The sequence below is a fragment of the Roseofilum sp. genome (assembly GCF_982964205.1).
On the sequence record NZ_CEZBFX010000071.1, the window covers coordinates 3,547 to 25,511 of the forward strand.

Annotated in this window: 21 protein-coding genes and 1 CRISPR repeat array; of the genes, 9 read left to right on the forward strand and 12 right to left on the reverse strand. The window is 44.7% G+C overall.

Annotated elements, in window-relative coordinates; all coding sequences use genetic code 11:
• From AC3A14_RS16385 to AC3A14_RS16395, 3 genes are all read right to left on the reverse strand, one after another.
• Window positions 1-3,851: hydantoinase B/oxoprolinase family protein (locus AC3A14_RS16385; protein ID WP_487779065.1), on the reverse strand; the 3,851-nt coding region annotated here is incomplete at its 3' end.
• Window positions 3,852-3,894: 43 nt separating this feature from the next.
• The gene (locus AC3A14_RS16390) at window positions 3,895-4,578 is read right to left on the reverse strand and encodes a polysaccharide deacetylase family protein (protein WP_318733198.1); all 684 of its coding nucleotides are present in this window, start codon (window positions 4,576-4,578) and stop codon (window positions 3,895-3,897) included.
• 12 nt (window positions 4,579-4,590) lie between these two features.
• Window positions 4,591-5,190 carry a chorismate lyase gene (locus tag AC3A14_RS16395; protein ID WP_318733197.1) on the reverse strand — a complete coding sequence of 200 codons (600 nt, stop codon included), beginning with the start codon at window positions 5,188-5,190 and terminating at the stop codon, window positions 4,591-4,593.
• A gap of 134 nt (window positions 5,191-5,324) precedes the next feature.
• On the opposite strand from AC3A14_RS16395, the gene AC3A14_RS16400 reads away from it, so the two are divergent.
• Entirely contained in the window at window positions 5,325-6,224 is a 900-nt protein-coding gene (locus tag AC3A14_RS16400) for a glutaminase (RefSeq protein WP_318733196.1), read from the forward strand.
• 35 nt (window positions 6,225-6,259) lie between these two features.
• On the opposite strand, the gene AC3A14_RS16405 is transcribed toward AC3A14_RS16400, so the two are convergent.
• The 3 genes from AC3A14_RS16405 to AC3A14_RS16415 all read right to left on the reverse strand — a co-directional run bounded on the left by AC3A14_RS16405 (window position 6,260) and on the right by AC3A14_RS16415 (window position 9,944).
• Window positions 6,260-6,544: a CrcB family protein gene (locus AC3A14_RS16405; RefSeq protein ID WP_318733195.1), complete on the reverse strand. Its 285-nt coding sequence runs from the start codon at window positions 6,542-6,544 to the stop codon at window positions 6,260-6,262.
• A gap of 273 nt (window positions 6,545-6,817) precedes the next feature.
• Window positions 6,818-8,737 carry a HAMP domain-containing sensor histidine kinase gene (locus tag AC3A14_RS16410; RefSeq protein ID WP_318733194.1) on the reverse strand — a complete coding sequence of 640 codons (1,920 nt, stop codon included), beginning with the start codon at window positions 8,735-8,737 and terminating at the stop codon, window positions 6,818-6,820.
• A 340-nt stretch (window positions 8,738-9,077) separates the two neighbouring features.
• Complete coding sequence (locus AC3A14_RS16415) at window positions 9,078-9,944, reverse strand: substrate-binding domain-containing protein (RefSeq protein WP_318733193.1); 867 nt, start codon at window positions 9,942-9,944, stop codon at window positions 9,078-9,080.
• A 197-nt stretch (window positions 9,945-10,141) separates the two neighbouring features.
• On the opposite strand from AC3A14_RS16415, the gene AC3A14_RS16420 reads away from it, so the two are divergent.
• The 5 genes from AC3A14_RS16420 to AC3A14_RS16440 all read left to right on the forward strand — a co-directional run bounded on the left by AC3A14_RS16420 (window position 10,142) and on the right by AC3A14_RS16440 (window position 15,131).
• Window positions 10,142-10,372, forward strand: a complete 231-nt coding sequence (locus AC3A14_RS16420) for a hypothetical protein (RefSeq protein ID WP_318733192.1) — start codon at window positions 10,142-10,144, stop codon at window positions 10,370-10,372.
• A 257-nt stretch (window positions 10,373-10,629) separates the two neighbouring features.
• Window positions 10,630-11,706 (forward strand): amino acid ABC transporter substrate-binding protein, encoded by a 1,077-nt coding sequence (locus AC3A14_RS16425; RefSeq protein ID WP_318733191.1) that lies wholly within the window; start codon window positions 10,630-10,632, stop codon window positions 11,704-11,706.
• A gap of 88 nt (window positions 11,707-11,794) precedes the next feature.
• A complete protein-coding gene (locus tag AC3A14_RS16430) occupies window positions 11,795-12,964 on the forward strand; it encodes an amino acid ABC transporter permease (RefSeq protein ID WP_318699810.1) in 1,170 nt (389 codons plus the stop codon).
• A gap of 72 nt (window positions 12,965-13,036) precedes the next feature.
• A complete protein-coding gene (locus AC3A14_RS16435; protein ID WP_318733190.1) occupies window positions 13,037-14,254 on the forward strand; it encodes an amino acid ABC transporter permease in 1,218 nt (405 codons plus the stop codon).
• An 85-nt stretch (window positions 14,255-14,339) separates the two neighbouring features.
• Window positions 14,340-15,131 (forward strand): amino acid ABC transporter ATP-binding protein, encoded by a 792-nt coding sequence (locus AC3A14_RS16440; protein WP_271938198.1) that lies wholly within the window; start codon window positions 14,340-14,342, stop codon window positions 15,129-15,131.
• A 108-nt stretch (window positions 15,132-15,239) separates the two neighbouring features.
• Here the strand turns inward: AC3A14_RS16440 and AC3A14_RS16445 are convergent, their stop codons facing one another.
• The 3 genes from AC3A14_RS16445 to AC3A14_RS16455 all read right to left on the reverse strand — a co-directional run bounded on the left by AC3A14_RS16445 (window position 15,240) and on the right by AC3A14_RS16455 (window position 16,925).
• A complete protein-coding gene (locus AC3A14_RS16445; RefSeq protein WP_487779066.1) occupies window positions 15,240-15,491 on the reverse strand; it encodes a hypothetical protein in 252 nt (83 codons plus the stop codon).
• A gap of 180 nt (window positions 15,492-15,671) precedes the next feature.
• Complete coding sequence (locus tag AC3A14_RS16450) at window positions 15,672-16,367, reverse strand: RNA-guided endonuclease InsQ/TnpB family protein (protein WP_318733188.1); 696 nt, start codon at window positions 16,365-16,367, stop codon at window positions 15,672-15,674.
• Window positions 16,368-16,373: 6 nt separating this feature from the next.
• Window positions 16,374-16,925, reverse strand: coding sequence for an RNA-guided endonuclease InsQ/TnpB family protein (locus AC3A14_RS16455; RefSeq protein WP_487779067.1), 552 nt, complete (start codon window positions 16,923-16,925; stop codon window positions 16,374-16,376).
• Window positions 16,926-16,953: 28 nt separating this feature from the next.
• Here AC3A14_RS16455 and tnpA point away from each other — a divergent pair, with 28 nt between their 5' ends.
• A complete protein-coding gene (tnpA, locus tag AC3A14_RS16460; protein WP_318733187.1) occupies window positions 16,954-17,367 on the forward strand; it encodes an IS200/IS605 family transposase in 414 nt (137 codons plus the stop codon).
• A gap of 203 nt (window positions 17,368-17,570) precedes the next feature.
• Here tnpA and AC3A14_RS16465 read toward each other — a convergent pair whose 3' ends face one another.
• The gene (locus tag AC3A14_RS16465) at window positions 17,571-18,668 is read right to left on the reverse strand and encodes a tetratricopeptide repeat protein (RefSeq protein ID WP_318733186.1); all 1,098 of its coding nucleotides are present in this window, start codon (window positions 18,666-18,668) and stop codon (window positions 17,571-17,573) included.
• Window positions 18,669-18,829: 161 nt separating this feature from the next.
• Entirely contained in the window at window positions 18,830-19,126 is a 297-nt protein-coding gene (locus AC3A14_RS16470; protein WP_271936647.1) for a DUF565 domain-containing protein, read from the reverse strand.
• A gap of 106 nt (window positions 19,127-19,232) precedes the next feature.
• Between AC3A14_RS16470 and psb28 the strand changes: the two genes are divergently transcribed.
• Window positions 19,233-19,583 carry a photosystem II reaction center protein Psb28 gene (gene psb28, locus AC3A14_RS16475; protein ID WP_318733185.1) on the forward strand — a complete coding sequence of 117 codons (351 nt, stop codon included), beginning with the start codon at window positions 19,233-19,235 and terminating at the stop codon, window positions 19,581-19,583.
• Between the two features lie 9 nt (window positions 19,584-19,592).
• On the opposite strand, the gene AC3A14_RS16480 is transcribed toward psb28, so the two are convergent.
• Entirely contained in the window at window positions 19,593-19,844 is a 252-nt protein-coding gene (locus tag AC3A14_RS16480) for a DUF6737 family protein (RefSeq protein WP_318733184.1), read from the reverse strand.
• A gap of 74 nt (window positions 19,845-19,918) precedes the next feature.
• Here AC3A14_RS16480 and AC3A14_RS16485 point away from each other — a divergent pair, with 74 nt between their 5' ends.
• Complete coding sequence (locus AC3A14_RS16485) at window positions 19,919-20,626, forward strand: ROK family protein (protein ID WP_318733183.1); 708 nt, start codon at window positions 19,919-19,921, stop codon at window positions 20,624-20,626.
• Window positions 20,627-20,743: 117 nt separating this feature from the next.
• Window positions 20,744-21,960: direct repeats of the CRISPR family, unit length 37 nt; unit sequence GTTTCAATCCCTCATAGGGATTTAAGAGCGTTTCAAC.
• Window positions 21,961-21,965: the final 5 nt, after the last annotated feature.

The window sequence follows — 21,965 nt, forward strand, 5'->3', positions numbered from 1 at the left end:
GTTTCAATGGTGATTTTTTCGCCTGCATCTAACTCTACGGTTGCTGTACTATCGAGTTCTTCGGTGTAACCGTTTTTGCGCTCGATCCAGTTGCGTCCAACGGCTCCTGGTTCGCCACCGGCTAGACCGAAGGGGGGAATTTTGCGATGGTTAGAAAGAATACCTGCCGTCATGGGTTCTAGGAATTGGATGCGGCGCACGATGCCGTTACCGCCACAAAATTGCCCTTTTCCGCCACTTTGGGGACGGATGGCAAATTCTTCCAAACGGACGGGAAAGCGGTGTTCTAGGACTTCTGGATCGGTCAGCCTTGAGTTGGTCATGTGGGTATGCACCGCGTCTGTACCGTGGAAGGTGGGGCCAGCACCTGAACCGCCGCAAATGGTTTCGTAGTATTGATAATCTGGGTTGCCAAAGGTAAAGTTATTCATGGTTCCTTGGGAAGCGGCGAGGAGTTCTAGCGCTCCGTAGAGGGTATCAACGATCGCCTGGGAAGTCTCTACGTTGCCGGCAACAACGGCAGCCGGATAGTGGGGATTGAGCATGGAGCCTTCTGGAATCTTGATATTGAGGGGTTTCAGGCATCCGGCATTCAGGGGAATGGGGTCGTCCACGAGGGTGCGAAAGACGTACAATACGGCAGCCTGACAGACGGCTTTAGGGGCATTAAAGTTATTGGGCAGTTGGGCAGATGTGCCGGTAAAGTCGATCGCCGCGCTGCATTGTTCTCGGTCAACCGTGATGGTAACGTGAATCACTGCACCATTATCGAATTCATAAGTAAATTCACCATTGGATAACTGGGCGATCGCCGATCTCACCGCCTGTTCTGCATTGTCTTGCACATATCCCATATAGGATTGTACGGTTTCTAGACCATACTGATTGACCATTTTCACCAATTCTCGAACACCCTGATTATTGGCTGCAATTTGTGCTTGCAAGTCGGCTAAATTTTGGGAATAATTACGAGCGGGATAGGGAGGCGCTAACAAGCGATCGATAAGTAAATTGGCTTCAAATCTCCCCTCAGTCACTAACAGAAAATTATCGAATAAAATCCCCTCTTCTGTAATCGTTTGACTATGGGGCGGCATGGAGCCGGGGGTAATGCCTCCGAGGTCGGCATGATGTCCTCGCGAAGCCACATAAAAGGAGGGTTTTATGGGATTTTGAGGTAAAAAGACTGGCGTAATTGCGGTGATATCCGGTAAATGAGTTCCGCCATTATAGGGATTATTAGAAAGATAAACCTCTCCCGGTTTAATCTCGTTTCCCTTATCTTGAATTAAGGCTTTGACACTTTCGCTCATCGAGCCTAAATGAACCGGGATATGGGGTGCATTGGCGACTAAATTACCCTCTGGATCGAACAGGGCGCAGGAGAAGTCCAACCGTTCCTTAATATTGACAGAAACCGCGGTATTTTGTAGGGTTACGCCCATTTGTTCGGCGATCGCCCCAAATAGGTTATTGAAAATTTCCAACAGCACCGGATCTTTTTTCACCCTTTCCGTAGGGACATTTTCTATAGGGGCGGGTTTACGATGCTCTTGGTGGGGAGGTGAAGATGTTGATAAACCCGCTCTTACAAATCCAGTTTCCGTAGAGGCGGGTTTACGAAGAGCTGGGTAGGAAGAGGAAACTGTCGGTGAACCCGCTCTCCCATCTTGGTACGAAGCGGCATGGATAGCCGTTAATACTAAATGTTGACGGGGATGAACTTGCGCTTGCCAACCGCTTTCAATTACATTGGTTCCGGTAGGTTCAATAATTAGTGCAGGTCCAATTATTGTGTGTCCTGGTTGTAACTTTTGGCGGTCATAAACTGGCACATATTGCCACTTTGGTGATGCAGATGTAAGGGCGGGTTCGCCAATATTATCGCCTTCCCACCGAGATCTTCGTGAACCCGCCCCTACAGAACCCAATTCTACGGAATTTTGTATGGAACAATAAACGGGAACTCTTGCCATTTCTGGGGGGACACTATCGGTAACGGGTTCTTGAATTTCCCCTTCAGGATGAGCCATGGTTTGCACAATTTCTACTGAAACCATATCCACCACTAACGGTTTTTGGGTTAAGGTAAAGCCATAGCGTTGCTGATGTTGATGCTCAAATTCTTGTTTGAGGTTTTCTAGAGAAGAATCGGAAAAATTGACCAATAAAGGCGTATCGCTGCCTTCATATTTTAGATGCAGTTTAACCATAATTTCTTCGCGATCGCCGGACTGTTCCGATAATTCTGCTTGCGCGTCTTTGACTAACTGGGGAATCACCCGATCTTGCAACTCTACCATTACACCATCGGTTAGCTCTTCCTCAAGGGTTTGCTCGCGCATGATGCGAATATCAGCAAGTCCCATGCCATAGGCTGAGAGTACCCCAGCGTAGGGATGAATAACAATTTGACGAATGCCTAATGTATCGGCGAGTTGACAGGCATGTTGCCCCCCTGCACCGCCAAAGCAACAGAGGGTATAGCCAGAAACATCATAACCCCGTTGCAGAGAGATTTTTTTAATCGCATTGGCCATATTTTCAATGGCGATCGCAATAAACCCCGTCGCCACTTGTTCCGCTGTCCGTAGATCTCCCGTTTCTTTCTGTATCTCCTGAGCCAGAGTTTGGAACTGCTCGCGCACGCGATCGCCATCTAGAGGTCGGTTTCCCTGGGAGCCAAAAACCGCCGGGAAAAAGCGCGGATTCAGTTTCCCCAACAGTACATTACAGTCGGTAATCGTCAGGGGGCCGCCCCGTCGATAGCAGACAGGCCCAGGGTTTGCACCGGCTGAATCCGGCCCGACACGGTAGCGGGAACCGTCGAAGAATACCACCGAACTGCCCCCAGCCGCTACCGTGTGAATCGCCATCATGGGCGATCGCACCCTTACCCCAGCAATTTCGGTATCAAATTGTCGTTCGTATTCCCCGTTATAATGAGCGACATCGGTGGACGTGCCACCCATATCAAAAGTAATAATTTTCTCAAAACCGGCTTGGGCACTGGTTTGTACTGCTCCCACAATGCCTCCGGCTGGCCCCGATAGGATGCTATCTTTACCTTGGAATTGCTCGGCATCTACTAACCCGCCATTAGACTGCATGAACATCAGATTAACGACATCTCCTGATTCTCCCGTCAGTTGTTCTTGCACTTGATTCACGTAGCGTCGGAGGATGGGAGACAGATATGCATCGACAACGGTGGTATCTCCGCGACTGACGAGTTTGATCAGGGGGCTAACTTGATGGGAGACAGAGATTTGAGTAAAGCCCATGTTTTTCGCCAGTTGTGCCACGTCCTGTTCGTGTTGGGGATAGCGATAGCCATGCAAAAGGGCGATCGCACAACTGCGGATTCCGCGATCGTAGGCGGCTTGCAGTTGGGGCACCAGAGCCTCCCGGTTAACCGGTTGCAATTCTTGCCCCTTAGCACTGAGGCGCTCTTGGACTTCGATCGCTTCTTCATAGAGTAATTCTGGCAGTTGAATCTGTTGGGCAAACAGATCCGGGCGGTTTTGATAGCCAATACGCAACGCATCCCGAAAGCCTTGGGTGATTAACAGAACCGTGCGATCGCCTTTTCGCTCTAATAGGGCATTCGTCGCCACCGTCGTTCCCATTTTTACCACCGCAATGCGATCGCTCTCAATGGGTTCATCCGCTCCCACGCCTAACAGATCGCGAATCCCTTGAATCGCTGCATCTGCATAGCGTTCTGGATTTTCCGAGAGGAGTTTATGAGCCACCGTTTGACCCTCTGGACTCAGGGCAACTAGATCGGTAAACGTTCCGCCGCGATCGATCCAAATATGCCAGCGGCGATCGGAATAAGGATGGGACATGGGGGAATGGGGAAATAGGGGAAGATAGTACAGGAAGTCAAGATTAAGAATGCCACAGTTGCTCGATGCTGACAAACTGATACTCTTGTTTTAACAGCATGGGGATGATATGCTCTGTAATTTCGGCCACACTCTGCCCCCCATACCGGCCATCATGGAGAACAATCACCGAACCGGGGCAAACCCTTTTCATGACCCGATTGACGACAATTGAGACTCCTGGATCGACCCAATCTTCGGGAACCACGGTCCACATGACCGGCCGATAATTCCATTGCTGCAATAGGTCTAGGGTTTGGGGAATAAATAACCCATTGGGAGGCCGTACATCCCGAAATCGCGATCGCTCGGTTTCGGGATTTAAACCACAGGCCTCAAGAATCGCAGTTTGAGTATTGTATAACCCTTGGCAGAGTTGCTCTGGAGTGAGTTCGGGAAAGTTCTGATGGGTATAGCCATGTAACCCAATCCAATGACCGCGATCGTAAATCGCTTTGGCGACTTCTGGATACTGTTTAACCTGTTGTCCGAGGCAAAAAAAGTTGGCTTTAACGGCGTAGGTTTCTAAAACCGTTAACAGCTCTAGGGTGTATTGGGGATGGGGACCATCATCAAAGGTTAAGGCGATCGCCTTTTGATGGGGATTTCCCCGCCATAAACACTGGGGAAATAAGGGTTTTAAGCCTTGATAGAGGATAGGATATAGGGGATATAACTGAAGTGACATGGCGATCTCGATTTATCCGGTTGGCCCTAAATACTGAATTAAATAAGGAGAAAATACCTCATAAATCAAGGTAAACGGCCGTTTATGATGCCAAAATAGATAATGGCGACCCCAAAAGGGCCCCGGTTGCTCAAAGGCTTCCTCTAAGGCTTGAGAATGGCCATAATACAAACCTTGAATATCTCGATACAACTCGGTTCTCAACTGCGCTAAACTCGCCCAGATGGGTAACGAGCGATTTTGTAAATAGTCATCGACATGACTGGCTTCCCACCAAGAAGTCGCATAGGCTAATCGTTGTCCTGATGCAGTTCTCAACCAAACCTGTCGCCTTAATCTGGGCCCTGGAATTGCTGAAATCTGACCCGGAGCGCGATCGCCATTCATGCCAATCGGAGACATATCAATCACATCGACTTCCGTTGGTTCGCGGGTTAACAATTGCAAGTGACGCGTGGGCGAACCATCCCCAAGTAAAAGAATTTGCCAAGCAGGAGAGAGTTGTTCATGGGGGAGTCCGGTTTGGATCTCAGTTTCATCACCTTGCCAGAGGGGGTGCAGGCGATGCCAAGTTGTTGATACTGGAGTTTGGGATTGGGCGGTTACAGTCAAGGGTCTTCACATAACTTAACTTTTCTTAAGTTTTATGATAGCGCTATGGGCAAGTAATGGGGAATGAGTAGGGATAACCGGTTAAGGCTGTAAGCTAGGGGGGCACGAATGGCAATAGCTTGTCAGGATTGACTATGAGAGATTTAAAAAGTATCACCCGGTCTACTGTAGAGCAGTGGTTAACCGAAATTGAAGCGTTGAATGTGTCAGGAAGTTTACCGACTTATATCCCTAAGTTAGCCAAGGTTGATCCGCAAAACAGGGGGATTTATATTCAAAGTTTGCACGATCCAGGGGATGGATGGGGGGAACATGATGTACCGTTGATGAGTGTGATTAAGCCCTTTGTTTTGCTGTATTGTTTAGAACAGTTAGGAACCGAGAAAATTAAGGGCATTGTCGGTAATTGCCCCTCAGATTACCCATATAACTCGGTCGAACAGTTACAAGTAGATCAGGGATTTCCCCGCAATTCGATGATCAATAGTGGGGCGATCGCCCTCTGTTCCCATTTGCCCGGATCTACCAGTATAGAAAAATTTGAAAGATTCCGTAATTGGCTCAATGATTATGGTCAAACTGAGTTATTTGTAGATCGGCAACTTTTAGCGTCTGTAGAATCTTTACCGAATCAAACCAATCAGAATTTAACCCAAATCCTGGCACAATCGGGTTATTTAGGCAGTCCTGAATCAGTTGCATTAGATACTTATCAAAAGGTGTGTTGTTTATCATCCAGTCTTGAATATTTGGTTCAATTGGGACTAGGATTGGTTAATCCGCAAGGTAAAATCAAGTCAGAGCATCAATTCTGGGTGACAGAGTTAATGCAAACCTGTGGATTATATGAATATTCAGCAGAATTTGCCTCTTTAGTGGGATTACCGACAAAGTCAGGAGTGAGTGGAGTATTATTATCCTTAGTTCCCCAGCAGGGGGCGATCGCCACTTATAGCCCCCTTCTTGATTCTATGGGAAATTCTGTTGTGGGCATGGCATTATTAAAACGAATAGCCACTTATTTGCACGATTAAAACCCTAAACTCTAGCCAAAAATTTTCCTCTTTTTCTAAAATTTCTCTCCTAAAGAACTCCAAAGTTGAGCTTCTGTCGGAATCATACGTTCTGTCGATGGCATGTGGAGAGAAATTGGAGTCTGTTTCTCTGCTAAAGAACTCCAGAGTTGAGCTTCTGTGGGTATCAGAGTCGTTGTTACTGAAAGATCTGAAAATAAAGCAATGGGGATAAATCCCAGCACAAAAGATCCGAAAATGATTGCCAGAACCATTTCTGAGCGACTTCCAGAGTGATTTTTTAAATAGACATTAACAGGGTGATATTCATGAACGCTCATGGTTCAACTCCTAGGTAAACTCTCGCTAACCTCACTGTAGCGCTGTTCAATCTCATTACAGAAAAACAGAAAAAAACTGTAACCTAAGTTACTAAAACTTTACTACCAGCGCAATTTTCGCATAGAAATTATCGATAAAAGACATATAATAATTCTCTCTTCTATCAAGTAAAAACTTGAAGGCTTAGAGACTAAACAATACAAGCTATGGCTAGAGTGCGAAGTGCAATAAAAATTCCATAAAATCTCTTGTTTGCTCCCTCTACCTCCTCATCACAGTGCAACGTTCTGTATGACGTTTTTCTCTAACGGTAGCTCAATAATTAAGTCAGTTCCCTCTCCTGGAATAGAATGACATCTCAATTTTCCTCTACAGTGATCCACAATAATAGAATAATTGATAGACAAGCCCAAACCCGTTCCACTACCAACAGGTTTTGTTGTAAAAAAGGGATCGAATATCTTAGCCTTAACTTCCTCGCTCATCCCACAACCATTATCCGAAATTGTAATTTTGACTGAAGAGCAATCGCTATATTCTGTTTTTAACACAATTTGAGGAATTTTTGGATTTTCTGTATCCGATCTCAACTCATCTAACGCATCAATTGCATTATTGATCGCATTCAAAAACACCTGATTTAATTCCCCTGGATCGCAAGTTACTAAAGGCAAATCTCCATATTTTTTAATCACCTGAATATCTCTTATCGAACTAATTTTTTCTTGAATATTTCCTTGAATTCTATGTTGTACAACTAATAAGGTCGCTTCTAGATTTTCATGGATATCCACCACCTTGATTCCTGATTGATCTAAGCGAGAAAACGTTCGCAAACCTCGAACAATTGCACTAATTCGTTCGGCTCCTGATTTAATTGATGTTAATAAATCCTGGAAATCTTGAACCAAAAAATCAAAGTCTATATCCTCTAGAGTATCAGCAATACTTTCAGGGGGATCGGGATATGCCTCTTTATAGAGATCGAGCAAATACAATAAGTCATCTACATAATGAATGGCCGGTTCAATATTAGCATAAATAAAATTCACTGGATTATTAAACTCATGGGCAATACCCGCCACCATTTGACCTAAACCAGACATTTTTTCGGATTGAATCAATTGGGATTGGGTGAAGTACAGTTTTTGCAGAGTCTCTTCCAATTGTTCGACTTTTATTTTTAAAGTCTCATCCCTATCTTTTAATTTTTTAGCCATCCGATTAAAGGCTTTAGCCAACCGATCTAACTCATCGTTATAAAGGACAGGTAATTGAACCCATAAGTTATCATTGGCCAGTTTTTCAGTCGCTTGAGTGACTGAATTAATCCGAGCTACCATTAATCCAGAGAGGATATAACCCACAATAATTGCCACCACCGATCCCACAACAGAAAACACAACCAGTCCAATTAAAAAATTCTGTTTTGCATTTTCTAAAGCATGTAGAGAAGACATCACAACCAATTGCAATTGGGACTGATTAATTTCAAAGATCGGAACAGTTTTTCCTAAGTAAGAGCGATCTCCAAGCTTAATCTCTGATTCTGAGAAAGTATTCTGGGGAGTTCCTGGAGGAGGTAGCCAGGAAAACTTTTCCGCGTTGGGTAAACTAGACGCGACTATTTTATTGTCTTTAAATATTACAATTGATGTATTTGTTTTCTGGGAAATTTCACTCAAAAATTTAGCATTTATAACACGCCCAATAATTACACCTCCAACAACTCCTTGATTCGATTTAATGGGTGCAGTTGCAATTAAAACAGAGGAGGAAAAAGTATTATTGTTTTTTGCATCTACTATCGTAGAAAAGCTCACTCCATTCATGACTTGTGAAAGAGCAATTTCATGATCAATCTCAGAGTTACTAATCCTATTTAGTTTCAAATCAACCAACAATCTATCTTGAATATCAATGACTTGAACCAGATCGAGTTCCAACAAAAGCTTTAAGGGCAATAAACGTTGTAACAATATGATTTCGTTGGTATTTTCCAATCCTTTGAGAATATTTTCTGATTCAACCGTCACTGTCGCATGTAAACGCAATGTTTCAGTTTTATTTTGGAACTGTTGTACAACCAAAGCGGCTAAACTTTCGATTTCTCTGAGTTGTCGTCTCTCTAAGTGTCTTAAAAAGTAATAACCAATGCTAACTGTCCCTGAAAGCCATAGTCCGAAGAACACAAAAGCAAATGGAATACTAATTTTTTGTTGTAATGGTAACTTTGAGTAAGTTCTACACAGTACAGTTCTGACCCAAAAGTTAGAGGAGGGTTTCACTGGCAATCATTGAATGCAGCAGTTTCCCCTTTTAGGAGGTATATTAAAGTTTTTTGTTCTAGGGAACAGGGAAGAGGGAACAGTAAATAGAATTTAGTCATTTATTGATGCACGAGACAGTTACACACTACTCTATAACAGCGCTTCACGCTGTAAGGGGAGTAGGAAGATCTGATTATTGCTATAAGGATCAGTATAGCGCTAGTTATGTTTCTTTGCTATAGTAAACGGTTAACTATATCAACTAAGATTCAGGTTTGAATAAGATATAGCCATGCAAGTCCAGTATACTTTGTGCTTCTGGAGTGGCGATAAAATTAATGAAATCTTCAGTTGTGGGTTTCAGTGGAGTAAAGACAACAACGCCAAGGGTTTGAAGCATTTTATATTGCTCATTCTGAATGTTCTCTAAGGTAGGAGCTATTCCATCTAGAGTAAGAATCTGTACTGAAAAGTCCTGGAGTCCCTCGGAGTAAGCGATCGCCCCAATGCTATAAGGAGTTATACTTACTGCGTCTACAACTTCATCATCATATTCCAATAGAATCGCTTGGGGAGTAATCTTTAGGTCTTGACCTAAATAATGTTCTCGTAAAAGTGCTTTTTCTGTTTCATCTTCTGGTATGTCAATGATGACAATTTCACCATCAATACTGCCCAATTCATTCCAGTTCGTAATCGCACCACTATAAATTTTTTTAATGGCATCATGGTTTAAGTTTTCGACTCCTTCAACTTGTTCATTAACAATTAAGACTAAGGCATTGCGAACCAACGGTATATAGCGAAGATTTTCTGTTTTTTCTGTTGCAGTGAGAGGTCTACTGATTGCCCCAATCTCGAGAAACTTCTCTCGCACCCCACTTAAACCTCCAGCAGTTTGGCTACTGGGCAGAAAGACAATCTCAACATTCTCTTGATCGTACGCTTCTGCCAATAGTTCTAACATGGGATAAGCTTCTGACGATCCCCCAATTTTAATGGTACTTTGGGAAGATGAAGAGCGATCGCCATTAGGCGTACAGCTCATTAACATAATTCCTATTAAGACTCCTAGTTTAAGTCCTAGTTTAAGTCCTCTTTCTTCCCAATCGGTGAAAAATAGCATCATGGTTAATGGGGGGAGTCATAGGCTAGATAGGTCTTGTAAACCCGATCTTAACAGTTAAACCTTCGGACTCATGGGAGTGTCAAGTTATGACTCATTTTGTTAAGGTTCTCTACCTTTGATGGGATCTTGTGTCAAACCGGTGAGTTATAGGTTTAAAGTAGGTATGATTATAAAGAAATCCTTAAGGAGGCATCATTATGACTCCCCATCTGCTACGTCAGCTATGGTCACTGATTGAAACAACTCAGCCTCAACGGTTATTGAGACTTGATGACGCGAGTCTGGTACAATGGCTGCTGGGTAATATGGCTCAAGAGCGATCGCTCAATGGAGAAGAAGCAGATTTACTCTCTCACTATATAGAATCCCGTTGTTCCCTGATTCGGGATTTAGCTCAAGAGCGCCTGTCGCCCGAACTCTTGCCATAAGGAATAGCCCAAAGTCTCGCTTTACCAAAGTTCTCCTGTTGACAGCGCCTCAATAATCAGGCAGAACTTAGGCTGGCGATCAAGCAGAGATCGCCTGAAGAGGTGTTCTAGAACACGCAAAAATTTCTCCTGCTGATACCAAATCCAGCAGATGCTGCTAATATCTTAAAGATAAAATTTAACAAAACTTGAAGCCACTCTGAGCAAAGTGGCTGCTTCAAGATGAGTGTCTATCAGTGAGGAGAAACCCTTTACATATGGCTAAGTGGCAATCTTTATTAATGTCGGTTCTATTGCTAGCTCTCCCCTTGGCAGCTTGCGCCCCTCCCCCGTCTGATAATGCCGATGGAGGAGGAGATGGAGAGTCTGAAGACTCGGCTTCCCAAAGTCGTTTGGATGTCGTGAAAAATCGCGGAACCCTAATCTGTGGGGTAGATGGTGGCATTCCTGGATTTAGCTTTGTGGATGAAACCGGAGAATATTCAGGAATTGATGTGGATGTTTGTAAGGCTGTAGCTGCCGCTGTCTTGGGCGATTCAGATGCAGTAGAATATCGGAACCTCGATTCTACAGAACGCTTTACTGCCCTAGCGGGTGGTGAAGTGGATATGCTCTCTCGAAACACGACTTGGACAACGAGCCGAGATACAACCGTTGGTCTAGAATTTGCACCAACCACATTTTATGATGGACAAGGCATGATGGTGCGTCAAGATAGTGGTATCACGTCCCTGGAAGATTTTGAAGGTAAAGCCGTTTGCGTAGAAGCGGGAACCACCACCGAGCTGAACTTAACCGATAATATGCGGGAAGCAGGAGTTACCTTTGAAACAGTAACCTTCCAACAGGCTGACCCAGCTTATGCCGCCTATGCAGAAGAACGCTGCGAAGGAATGACTTCAGATAAATCGCAGTTGATTGCTCGTCGCAGTACCTTACCCAATCCAGAGGAACATATTCTGTTGGATGTCACCATGTCCAAAGAACCTCTCGGCCCCTTAACCCTTAATAATGATTCTACCTGGTTTGATGTGGTTAAATGGGTAACCTACGGTTTGATTGAAGCAGAAGAGTTGGGAATTACTCAAGCCAATGTCGAAGAAAGTAAAGGAAGTGAAGACCCCACCATCCGCCGTTTCTTGGGTGTTGAAGGTGATTTGGGAACAGGCTTAGAACTCGATAATGATTTCATGGTTAATGTGATTTCCTCAGTTGGAAACTACGGTGAAGTTTACGAGCGCAATTTGGGTAAGGAATCTCAATTTCAGTTAGATCGAGGTCAAAATGACCTCTGGACTCGTGGAGGATTGCTCTATTCTCCTCCTTTCCGATAAATTTAGTTATCTGTAAACAGTTAGCCGTCACCCGTGATGCGATCATGGGTGACGAGTCTTGAGTTCTCCCATTTAATCTGTTCTTGTTATGACCTCGGCAAATGAGCATACGATTCCTTTGTGGCGTGATGATCGATTTTGGCGAGTCGCGCTGCAAGTTTTGGCGATCGCGATCGTTATTTCTGTTATTAGTCTATTAACCTATAATGTCTCCAATAACCTCCAACGAGCGGGCATAGAGTTTGGGTTTGATTTTTTGGATACCCAAGCTTCCTTTGCCATTGGAGAAAGTATTATTCCTTACGATCCAGCCAGAGACAGCTATGGCCGGGTTTTGTTAGCTGGCTTGGTGAATACCCTACGGATCATTATTTCTGGCATTATCCTCACCACATTGGTGGGAATTGCGGTGGGAGTTGCCAGTTTTTCTAATAATTGGTTACTGCGAAAGGGAAGCGAAGTTTATGTGGAGTTGATCCGCAATGTGCCTCTGCTCTTACAGTTGTTTTTTTGGTATCGGGCCGTTTTTTCTAAGTTTCCCAAACCCACGGAGCGTATAGAGGTGATGGGACTCGCTTTTTTGAGTAACCGAGGGGTGTTTCTCCCTTGGCCAAAAGTGGGTTGGTCTCTAGCGATGTGGTGCAGTGTGTTGATTGGATTGGCGATCGCCGCGGTTATCCTGTGGAAAATACGGATTAAGTCCATGGTGGAACGGGGAAGTTCTGGAAAACCCCAGTTAACGGCCTTGTGGATTATTGGTATTGTTGCCCTGCTAATTATTACAGTAGCCTTTGCATGGGAAAAACCGACGGAAATTGAACTCGGTCAGATTACCGGAGGGTTGCGCCTGACTGGGGAATTCGCCGCCTTGCTAACGGGCTTAGTTTTGTATACGGCTGCCTTCATTGCCGAAATTGTCCGAGCTGGGATTCAAGCTGTAGCCAAAGGCCAGTGGGAAGCCGCCCGAGCCCTGGGTTTACAGTCGGGTTTAATGATGCGTTTGGTTGTATTTCCCCAAGCTCTACGAGTGATTATTCCCCCCTTGAGCAGTCAGTACATGAACTTGGCTAAAAACTCCAGTTTGGGAGCGGCGATCGCCTACGCGGAAATCTACAATGTAGCCAATACAACCTACAACCAAAGCGGGCGACCCGTAGAAGTGATGCTCATTATCATGGTCACTTATTTGCTGATGAATTTGATCATTTCTTTAGGAATGAACCAAATTAACCGCGTGGTGCAACTACAAGAAAGGTAATTTGGGGATAGGGAGAGCGACGATTGCCACAACATAAAGCAGGAAGAAATCAAAAATTAATTATCCATTAACATGACTTCTGTACCTAGTAACTTAACCGATATGGCACCGCCACCGGAGATGCGCGATACTCCGGTGAACTGGATTAAAAATAATTTGCTTAGTCCCTGGTATAACGGTTTAATCACTTTCATTATTTTAGGGGGATTAATCGCCCTAGGTTATAATTTTCTCTCCTGGTCATTCACCGATGCTCAATGGGATGTGATCCCGCGAAATCTCCACCTATTGATGGTCGGTCGTTATCCCAGTGAAGAGTATTGGCGCTTATGGATTTTAGTCGCTCTAATTAGTGTTTTTTCTGGCTTATCTTGGGGAGTTATTGCCCGATCGCTAACCCTATTTAGCCGTAATATTCTCATCGGCTTAGGAATCGCTGCCCTAGGATGCACGATTGCTCCGACTCCCATTGTCTATCGTGCCCTATTAGTAGGATGTTTGGTGGCGATCGCCGGTAGCGCTTGGATCGGCCAACAAGTCGGGAACGTTCAACCGGCTCTCGGAAAATGGGTTTCCTTTGGCTGGTTTGGCGTATTTTTAATCGGACTGTGGCTCATTGGTGGAGGACTGGGTTTAACCCCTGTCGGAACCAATGAATGGCAAGGCTTATTGCTCACCGTTCTCATGGCTATTGTCGGTATTACCTTAAGTTTTCCCATCGGTTTGATTGCTGCTTTAGGAAGACGTAGCTCCTTACCCGTGGTCAAAGCCCTCAGTATTGCTTATATTGAAATCATTCGGGGTGTTCCCCTGATTACCATTTTATTTATGGGCCAGGTCATGATTCCCCTATTTCTCCCCGAAGGAATGCGTCCCGATCGGGTGATTCGGGCGATCGTCGGCTTAACCTTATTTAGCTCCGCTTACTTAGCGGAAAATGTGCGAGGAGGTCTACAAGCAATTCCCAAGGGACAGGCGGAAGCCTCACGGGCCCTAGGTTTAAGTACCCCTTTAACCTTGATTCTAATTGTTCTCCCCCAAGCCCTGAAAGCTGTGATTCCAGCTATGGTGGGTCAATTTATTAGCCTATTTCAGGATACGACCCTGTTGGCGATTACCGGCTTGGTAGAATTGTTAGGAATTAGTAACTCGATTTTAGCGAACCCCAAATTTCTGGGGCGCTTTTCAGAGGTATATCTATTTATTGGAGTCCTCTTTTGGGTGTTCTGTTATGCCATGTCGGCTGCCAGTCGATGGGTAGAAAATAAACTGAATACAGAACACCGCTAGTAGGGGTGGGTTCTCCAAAATCGAGAAAACCTATAGATAACCTTCGTAAACCCGCCCTATTCCCTATTCCCTATTCCCTATTCCCATGACCCATTCCGATCCTCTCATTAAATCTCAAGATAATCCAACTCCTGTGGACACCGAACCCGCCATCATTGCCCAAGAGGTTCATAAGTGGTATGCCAGTAATAAATTCCATGTCCTGCGAGGGGTGAGCTTAGACGTTCAAAAAGGCGAAGTGGTCGTTGTTATGGGTCCGAGTGGTTCCGGGAAATCGACGTTTATCCGCACCTTTAATGCTCTGGAAGAGTATCAAAAGGGAAAAATTATTATTGATGGTATTGAATTATCCCACGATTTAAAGAATATCGATGCGGTGCGGCGCGAAGTGGGGATGGTGTTTCAACAGTTTAATTTATTCCCCCATTTAACGGTTTTGCAAAATGTAACCTTAGCACCGATTTGGGTTCGGCGTTGGAAGAAGGAAAAAGCCGAAGAAATTGCTCTACAGCTCTTAGAAAAAGTAGGAATTTTGGAGCAGGCGAAGAAATTCCCCGGACAGTTATCGGGGGGACAACAGCAACGGGTGGCGATCGCCCGCGCTCTGGCGATGCAGCCGAAAATCATGCTCTTTGATGAACCCACTTCAGCCCTCGATCCAGAAATGGTACGCGAGGTACTCGATACCATGCGATCGCTTGCTCAAAGCGGCATGACCATGGTTTGTGTTACCCATGAAGTAGGGTTTGCCCGTGAAGTAGCGGATCGAGTGGTGTTAATGGCTGATGGGGTTTTAGTGGAGGAAGCAACCCCTGATGAATTTTTTAACAACCCCAAGGAAGAACGAACACAGAAATTCTTATCACAAATTTTGTAACTGCTCTGGAGTGCCTGGAGTGTCTGGAGTCTCATTTTTCAGGGAAGAATGAAACAGCCCTAGGGGTTGAAAGGTGGTGAGGAGTAGAGCGATTAGCTTGTTTTTCCCTTATCGAGGACAAACAAGAACACCATTGGCATTCTCAACAATGGAACCCTCAACATCGTTGATGTAAATGGTATTTCCAGTTAACACTCGTACAAGTCTGGGCTTTTCTTGCAAACATTCACCAAGGGTTTCTGCCCAGCGAATTAGTTCGCTCGTATCACTGGTGATTCCAAAAGCATCTGTGATTGGGGTATTAGAGCTAATGCTGGTATCTTGAAAAATTGCAGTTTCAATGGGTAAGCTGAACCGCAAGGGCAATACTTTGCCGGTCGGTGATGTGGTTACCTATTCTCTAGGGCCAATATATTTACCACCGTAGAGTTCTTGGAAAGCCGTTTTCCGATAGTAGTCTACTTGAATGCTGGGGATACGATCGTGACGTTCTCTCCCGTTAACCCTTCGGGTCTAACGGGAGCTTCAAAAGAGGCTGAGTTAAACCCATTCTCCTTTTAAAGTTTCTTGCTTCGCTGGCTGACTATTGTCTAAGCCTCCACCAGCAGAAGCGATGCGACCCACCGCCTGTATCTCTTCTAGTGCCCGATGCAAAATATTACGTGCTGCGTTTTCGTCTCTATCCATAATTAGTCCGCATTTCGGGCATTCATGAAAGCGAACCGAGAGAGTTTTCAGGACTTTTGCGTGGCAACTACTACAATCTTGACTTGTGCCGTGAGGATTGACTTTCACCACCCGAACGCCGCATTTAACTGCCACTGCTTCCAGAATCATGATGAATTGTCCCCATGCTGCATCAAGAATACTCTTAGCGAGTTGAGTTCTTGAGAGTCCCTTAATATTTAAATCTTCAATGGCAATTAAGTCATAGCACCTCGTGAGCCAGTTTGCTATCTTGTATTGAAAATCCTTTCTTTGTCGCTGAATCCGTTGATGAATTTTCGCGATTTTGTTCTGTTGCTTTTGATAGTTTATTGAACCTTTTTGTTTGTTTTTTAATCTCCTTTGCTGACGCGCTAAATGGTTTTGTGCTTGGCGATAGGTTTGCTGAATGGGAATGGTTTTACCTTCTGATGTCGTCAAAAATTCCTTCAATCCAACATCAATCCCGATAGCCGATTTAATTTGATCGAGTGCGAGAGGTTCAGTAACTCGTTCATCTTTCGCTCTCAAGCAAACCTAATAACCATCTGCTTTTTTGACAATTGATGCGGTTCTTAACTCAAACCCTTCGGGAATAGGGCGGTGAACGATGACCGGAATTATTCCTAATCGCGTCGTTATCAGGTTTTTGCCATCAAATTTAATTGTGGCTTTCCCATGGTTCACTCGCGAGAACTCAAAAGATCTCAACTGTCCTGCTTTCTTGAACCTCGGTCGCCCTCCTCTCTTGCCATTCTTATCGGGCACTCTCCATCTCTTCCACGCCTTATCTAATCTTTGCCGATTGATTGGTTGCACTTCTGAATAGATTTCCTTGTAATCAGGGAACCGAACCTTTGTTTCTTTGAGTGCTGCTTGTTGCGTGTAGTAATTTACAGGTTTAGGGATTTCACCAATCGGTTCACAAATTAAACTGCACCGATCTATTTGAGAGCGAGTTCGCCTTAAATAGTCCAACCTTTGACCTAACGCATAGTTCCAATATCGTCGCAGCAATTCTAGCCACCAATCAATTAGGACAGCTTGTTTATTTGTTGGACGTAATCGGTACTCGTAAGTTAGAATTATTTAATAAATATACAGCTTACCGCTTGCGATGTCAAATCACTATGATAAAGGATTTAGGTCTATTTATGCGCTTACCGCTCACCTGGTTTTGGTCACCAAATATCGCAAAAAAGTTATCAACCCAGCTATTCATGCTCGACTGGCAGATATTTTCCAGGAAACTTGCAGTAAATGGGAAACTAGTATTGTTGAGTTCAACGGAGAAGTTGATCGCGTGCATCTTTTGATTCGCTATCATCCTCAAATCCAGTTAAGCAAATTTATCGCTAATCTTAAAACTGTTTCTAGCCGTTTAATTCGTAAAGAATTTGAGGATTATCTCAAACAATTTTATCGTAAGCCTGTATTCTGGACTGGATCTTATTTTGTGGCTAGTTGTGGTGGTGTAACGGTAGAACAACTTAAGCAATATGTTCAACAACAAGAAGTACCCGGACAATAAGGATGCCCTACCTAGCAGTTTATTCGCGGGTCGGCATTCCCCTCCCGTTAACCCTAGCGGGTATAACGGGAGGGGAATGCCGACATTTAGTGGGATTTTTTTCTATATCCTTTTCTAAGGCCTCCCAATCTAGTTTTCGGTATGTTCTTGATAAGTTTTTAAATATTTCACTTAACGTTGATGTGTATGTTTGTTCCTTAGCTCTATAGCTCTTCCATCAACGCTTTGACTCGATCGATTCCCTCTCGATCGCCAGCCACCTGATAGAGTTGTAGGGCGCGTTCTAATATGGAAAGGGCTTCCTGTTTGCGATCGCGCTCTTTGAGTGCCAACGCCAGCTTATAATAACCTTCTGGATCTTGGGGCGCTAGTTGCACCACCTGACGATAGGTGGCGATCGCCAAGAGGACATCATTCTGTCTCATGAGAATATCACCCATGGATCGATGGGCATCCACCAAATTCCGATCCAAGGATACTGCCCGTTGATAGGCTTGATAGGCTTCTGGCCAATTTTCAAAGCTCTCTTGGATTTTACCAATGGTCATATAAATCACCGGATTCCGGGAATCGAGTTGAGCCGCTTTATCCAAGGCTTGCCGTCCTAAATCCACATTACCGCGAGCTAACCAAGCACTGGCTAATTTCACCTGAATGCTACCGGAACGGGGATTAAGTTGTTCGGCTTGTCTGAGGTGTTGAATGGATTGATCCAGTTGTCCTTGTTTGAGGTACATTGCTCCGAGTAACTCATGGGCTTGAAAATTTCGAGGATCGGCACTGAGGACTTGTTCATAGGTTCTTTTAGCTGAGACAAAATCATTTTGTCGCCACTGCACCACTCCCAAACCTAGATAAGCCTCCAAATTGTTCCGATCTAACTGAATGGCTTGTTGATAGGCAATTTGGGCAGCCGCATTATCGCCAATCTTGGCTAAACTATGGCCGAGGGCATAGAAAAAGTCTCCATTCTGGCGATCGTAAATCACTGCCTGACGATAGGCTTGGGCTGCTTGAGCAAAATTTCCTTGAATAGCTTGCAGATAGCCAATACCAGAATAGAGGCGAGCATTTTGGGGGTCTAATCTGAGGGCTTGTTGATAAACTTGAATGGCCCTAGGATAATTTCTCGCTTCGACGAACTGATTTCCTTGCTCCAACAGAGTATCAAGCTGGGCATCAGTGGGCGATCGCTGGGCAATCAATTCTACCCCTTCAGAGGCTTGAACGGCTAAGGGCGCACCCCCCTGAAAACCTCCCCAAACCAATAGAGTTGCCAAGAATAAGCTGGATTTGTGCATGGTTGATGATCGACAGAGTGTGTGTGAGGGATTTGTAATGAAAATTTACACTTTCTTTAGGATTCCGGCAAGGGGGAATAGGGGGACGCGGGGACGAGGGGAATGGGAGACACGGGGATATGCAGATAAGGAAGATACTCAATGACTCCCGACTTAATTCTTCAAGATCCTAGTTTGAAGGCTTCGACGAACAGACTATACACTAAGCCAATTTTCAACCCATTAATTACATCTCGCCAGAGGTTATCTTGACTCCAAAGCTTAGAGCCATAAATGAGGCGATTGAGGACTTCTATCCCCATCACCAAAATGGCAGCTACCAGGATATCTTGTTCTGCCCTTTGACCCGCGATGGTAGACAAGGCTGTACCCAGGAAAAAACCGAATAAAAAACTGATAGTCAGCAAGGACAAGCGCCGCCAAGGATTGCGTAATACCCTAGCAGTCTCTCGACTCAAAACATTGACGAGTTCATTCAGACGAGTATTCTGCGTAATCCTATCCTCCCGATCGAGTGCAGTGCTAAAATCAAGGGTAAACCATTCACTCCATTTTTACCAAATTGTGACTATCTCTGTAGAGTTTATTGAAGGAATGTCAGAAGAAATTAGTGGCATTAGTCTACGAAAACGCCCGAATTCTGACACCAAAATCGTAGTTTTAAGCTTTGAGAGGCTGGTTGCAGCAGAAGGATTTAAGAGTTTTGGCAATAAGGTGGAGCATCTGTGGCTCAAGGATGAAGAAGGGACAATCCAGGTGAGTCCCAATGGTATGAAGTTTATTTTTGTTGATGATGATGAGCTATCTAATGCAGAGTGTACGTTTGAGGTGCATTCTCAAGATCGGTTTGAGCGGGTAATGCGTTTCTTCCATCGCTATGCTGATGCCTATGGTTTTGAGTTTCAAGGCAATTAGGCAATAGCTTTAGGATTCTTCTGGAGGGGGATCGAGGGGTAATAGACCACTCTGTTGGATAAGTTTGGGCCAAATGAGGATAAAGTAGCCCATCCAAGCGAATATGGGTAGGGAGAAGATGAGGGAAAACCACCAACGATGGAGAATCATCCAACTCAGGGCGATCGCCGTGACTCCAGTTAAAATGATAGACCAGGGTTGACACCACCAGGGCTTATACTGCCAAACACTGACGGGTTTTGAGGGAAGCGATTCAGACATTGGCACAAGAGAACATCGGGTGTGATTTCAGAACTTTATTGTATCGGAAATATTTCTAAACACAAGGGAAAACTATGGAAAAATTGAAATCCAAAGATCGGACGTTAGCGATTGATATTGGTGGCAGTGGAATTAAGGCAATGGTATTGGATCGCAAAGGCCGTCCTTTGGGCGATCGCGTGCGGGTGCAGACTCCCCAACCGGCTACACCCGAGGTAGTTTTGAGGGCGATCGCCGATTTAGCCAAACAAGCAGGAGCTTGCGATCGGGTTTCCGTGGGCTTTCCCGGAGTTGTGCGCCACGGTATTGTTTATACTGCCGTTAACCTTCATCCCAATTGGGTAGAATTTGACCTAGCCTCACCGCTCTCTGAATCGTTGGGGAAACCGGTACGAGTGGCTAATGATGCCGATATTCAAAGCTTTGGAGCGATTTCTGGCCAAGGGGTCGAACTGGCGATCGCCCTGGGAACGGGCTTAGGAACTGCCTTATTTGTAGATGGAAAACTGGTTCCGAACCTGGAAGGCGGCCATCATCCTTTCCGTAAAAAACAAACTTATGAGCAACAATTAGGACGCGCCGCCCTGGAGAAAGTCGGGACAAAAAAATGGAATAAACGGTTGAAAAAGGCGATTTGCAAACTCCAACATCTATTCAACGCCGATCGCATCTATTTAGGAGGTGGAGAAGCGAAAAAGGTAGACTTTGAACTTCCTGAAAATGTCTCCATTGTTCCTAATATTAATGGACTTTTAGGCGGAATTGCTCTCTGGAATTTATAGCACTTTGCGCTAGGGAATAGGGAATAGGGAATGGGGAATGGGATTGTGGTACATGGCTTTGGGGATTCGGTATTGCACTCCATAACATCGCAACGCGCTGTATCTATTTTTCTTTCAGTTTCAATCCCTCATAGGGATTTAAGAGCATTTCAACGATGTTTTCTTCTTCTTCCCAGATTTCCCCTTCTATCTCGGTTTCAATCCCTCATAGGGATTTAAGAGCGTTTCAACATTGAAACCATCCTGATTGACGTAGGATTCTCCCCTCGTATGTTTCAATCCCTCATAGGGATTTAAGAGCGTTTCAACTTTCTTTGGAAACTTTCTGTACAATTTCATTGATGGTTTCAATCCCTCATAGGGATTTAAGAGCGTTTCAACAATCCGGGATACTTCTCTCAGTGGGAACCGACTATCAGCGTTTCAATCCCTCATAGGGATTTAAGAGCGTTTCAACGCTTGTGGCTTCCATTTTTTCACCTTTTCTCCTGGTTTCAATCCCTCATAGGGATTTAAGAGCGTTTCAACGAAGTATTTCCCCTTGTCCTTCGTGGATTCTAAAGTTTCAATCCCTCATAGGGATTTAAGAGCGTTTCAACCAGGCGCACCGCTATGACACTACTGGGGATTGAAGTTTCAATCCCTCATAGGGATTTAAGAGCGTTTCAACTAGATGGACAATCCAGCAAGCTCAAATCGTCTCGTTTCAATCCCTCATAGGGATTTAAGAGCGTTTCAACTCGCCTTGGCTCATCCGGAAAGTAGACCCCCTCATTCAAGTTGGTTTCAATCCCTCATAGGGATTTAAGAGCGTTTCAACAGCCAAACGGCTCAACATGTCGAATCCCAACCGGGTTTCAATCCCTCATAGGGATTTAAGAGCGTTTCAACTCAGTCATAAGTTCACGGAACATGATAGAATCGCTGTTTCAATCCCTCATAGGGATTTAAGAGCGTTTCAACTTAATGCTCGTTCAATGTGATTGCAAAACAATTCAATGGAGTTTCAATCCCTCATAGGGATTTAAGAGCGTTTCAACAATGGACTTAAATCAGTTAATTCAGGATGTTGACAGTTTCAATCCCTCATAGGGATTTAAGAGCGTTTCAACTGGGGCAAGGCTTTTGGCACTTCGCTTTCCGCAATCGTGGTTTCAATCCCTCATAGGGATTTAAGAGCGTTTCAACAAGCCTTTTGATTTGCTCAAGCAGGTCAAGGCTATGTTGTTTCAATCCCTCATAGGGATTTAAGAGCGTTTCAACGCGCCATTCGTTGGCGACCAATCTCCACTATCAAGTTTCAATCCCTCATAGGGATTTAAGAGCGTTTCAACACCAT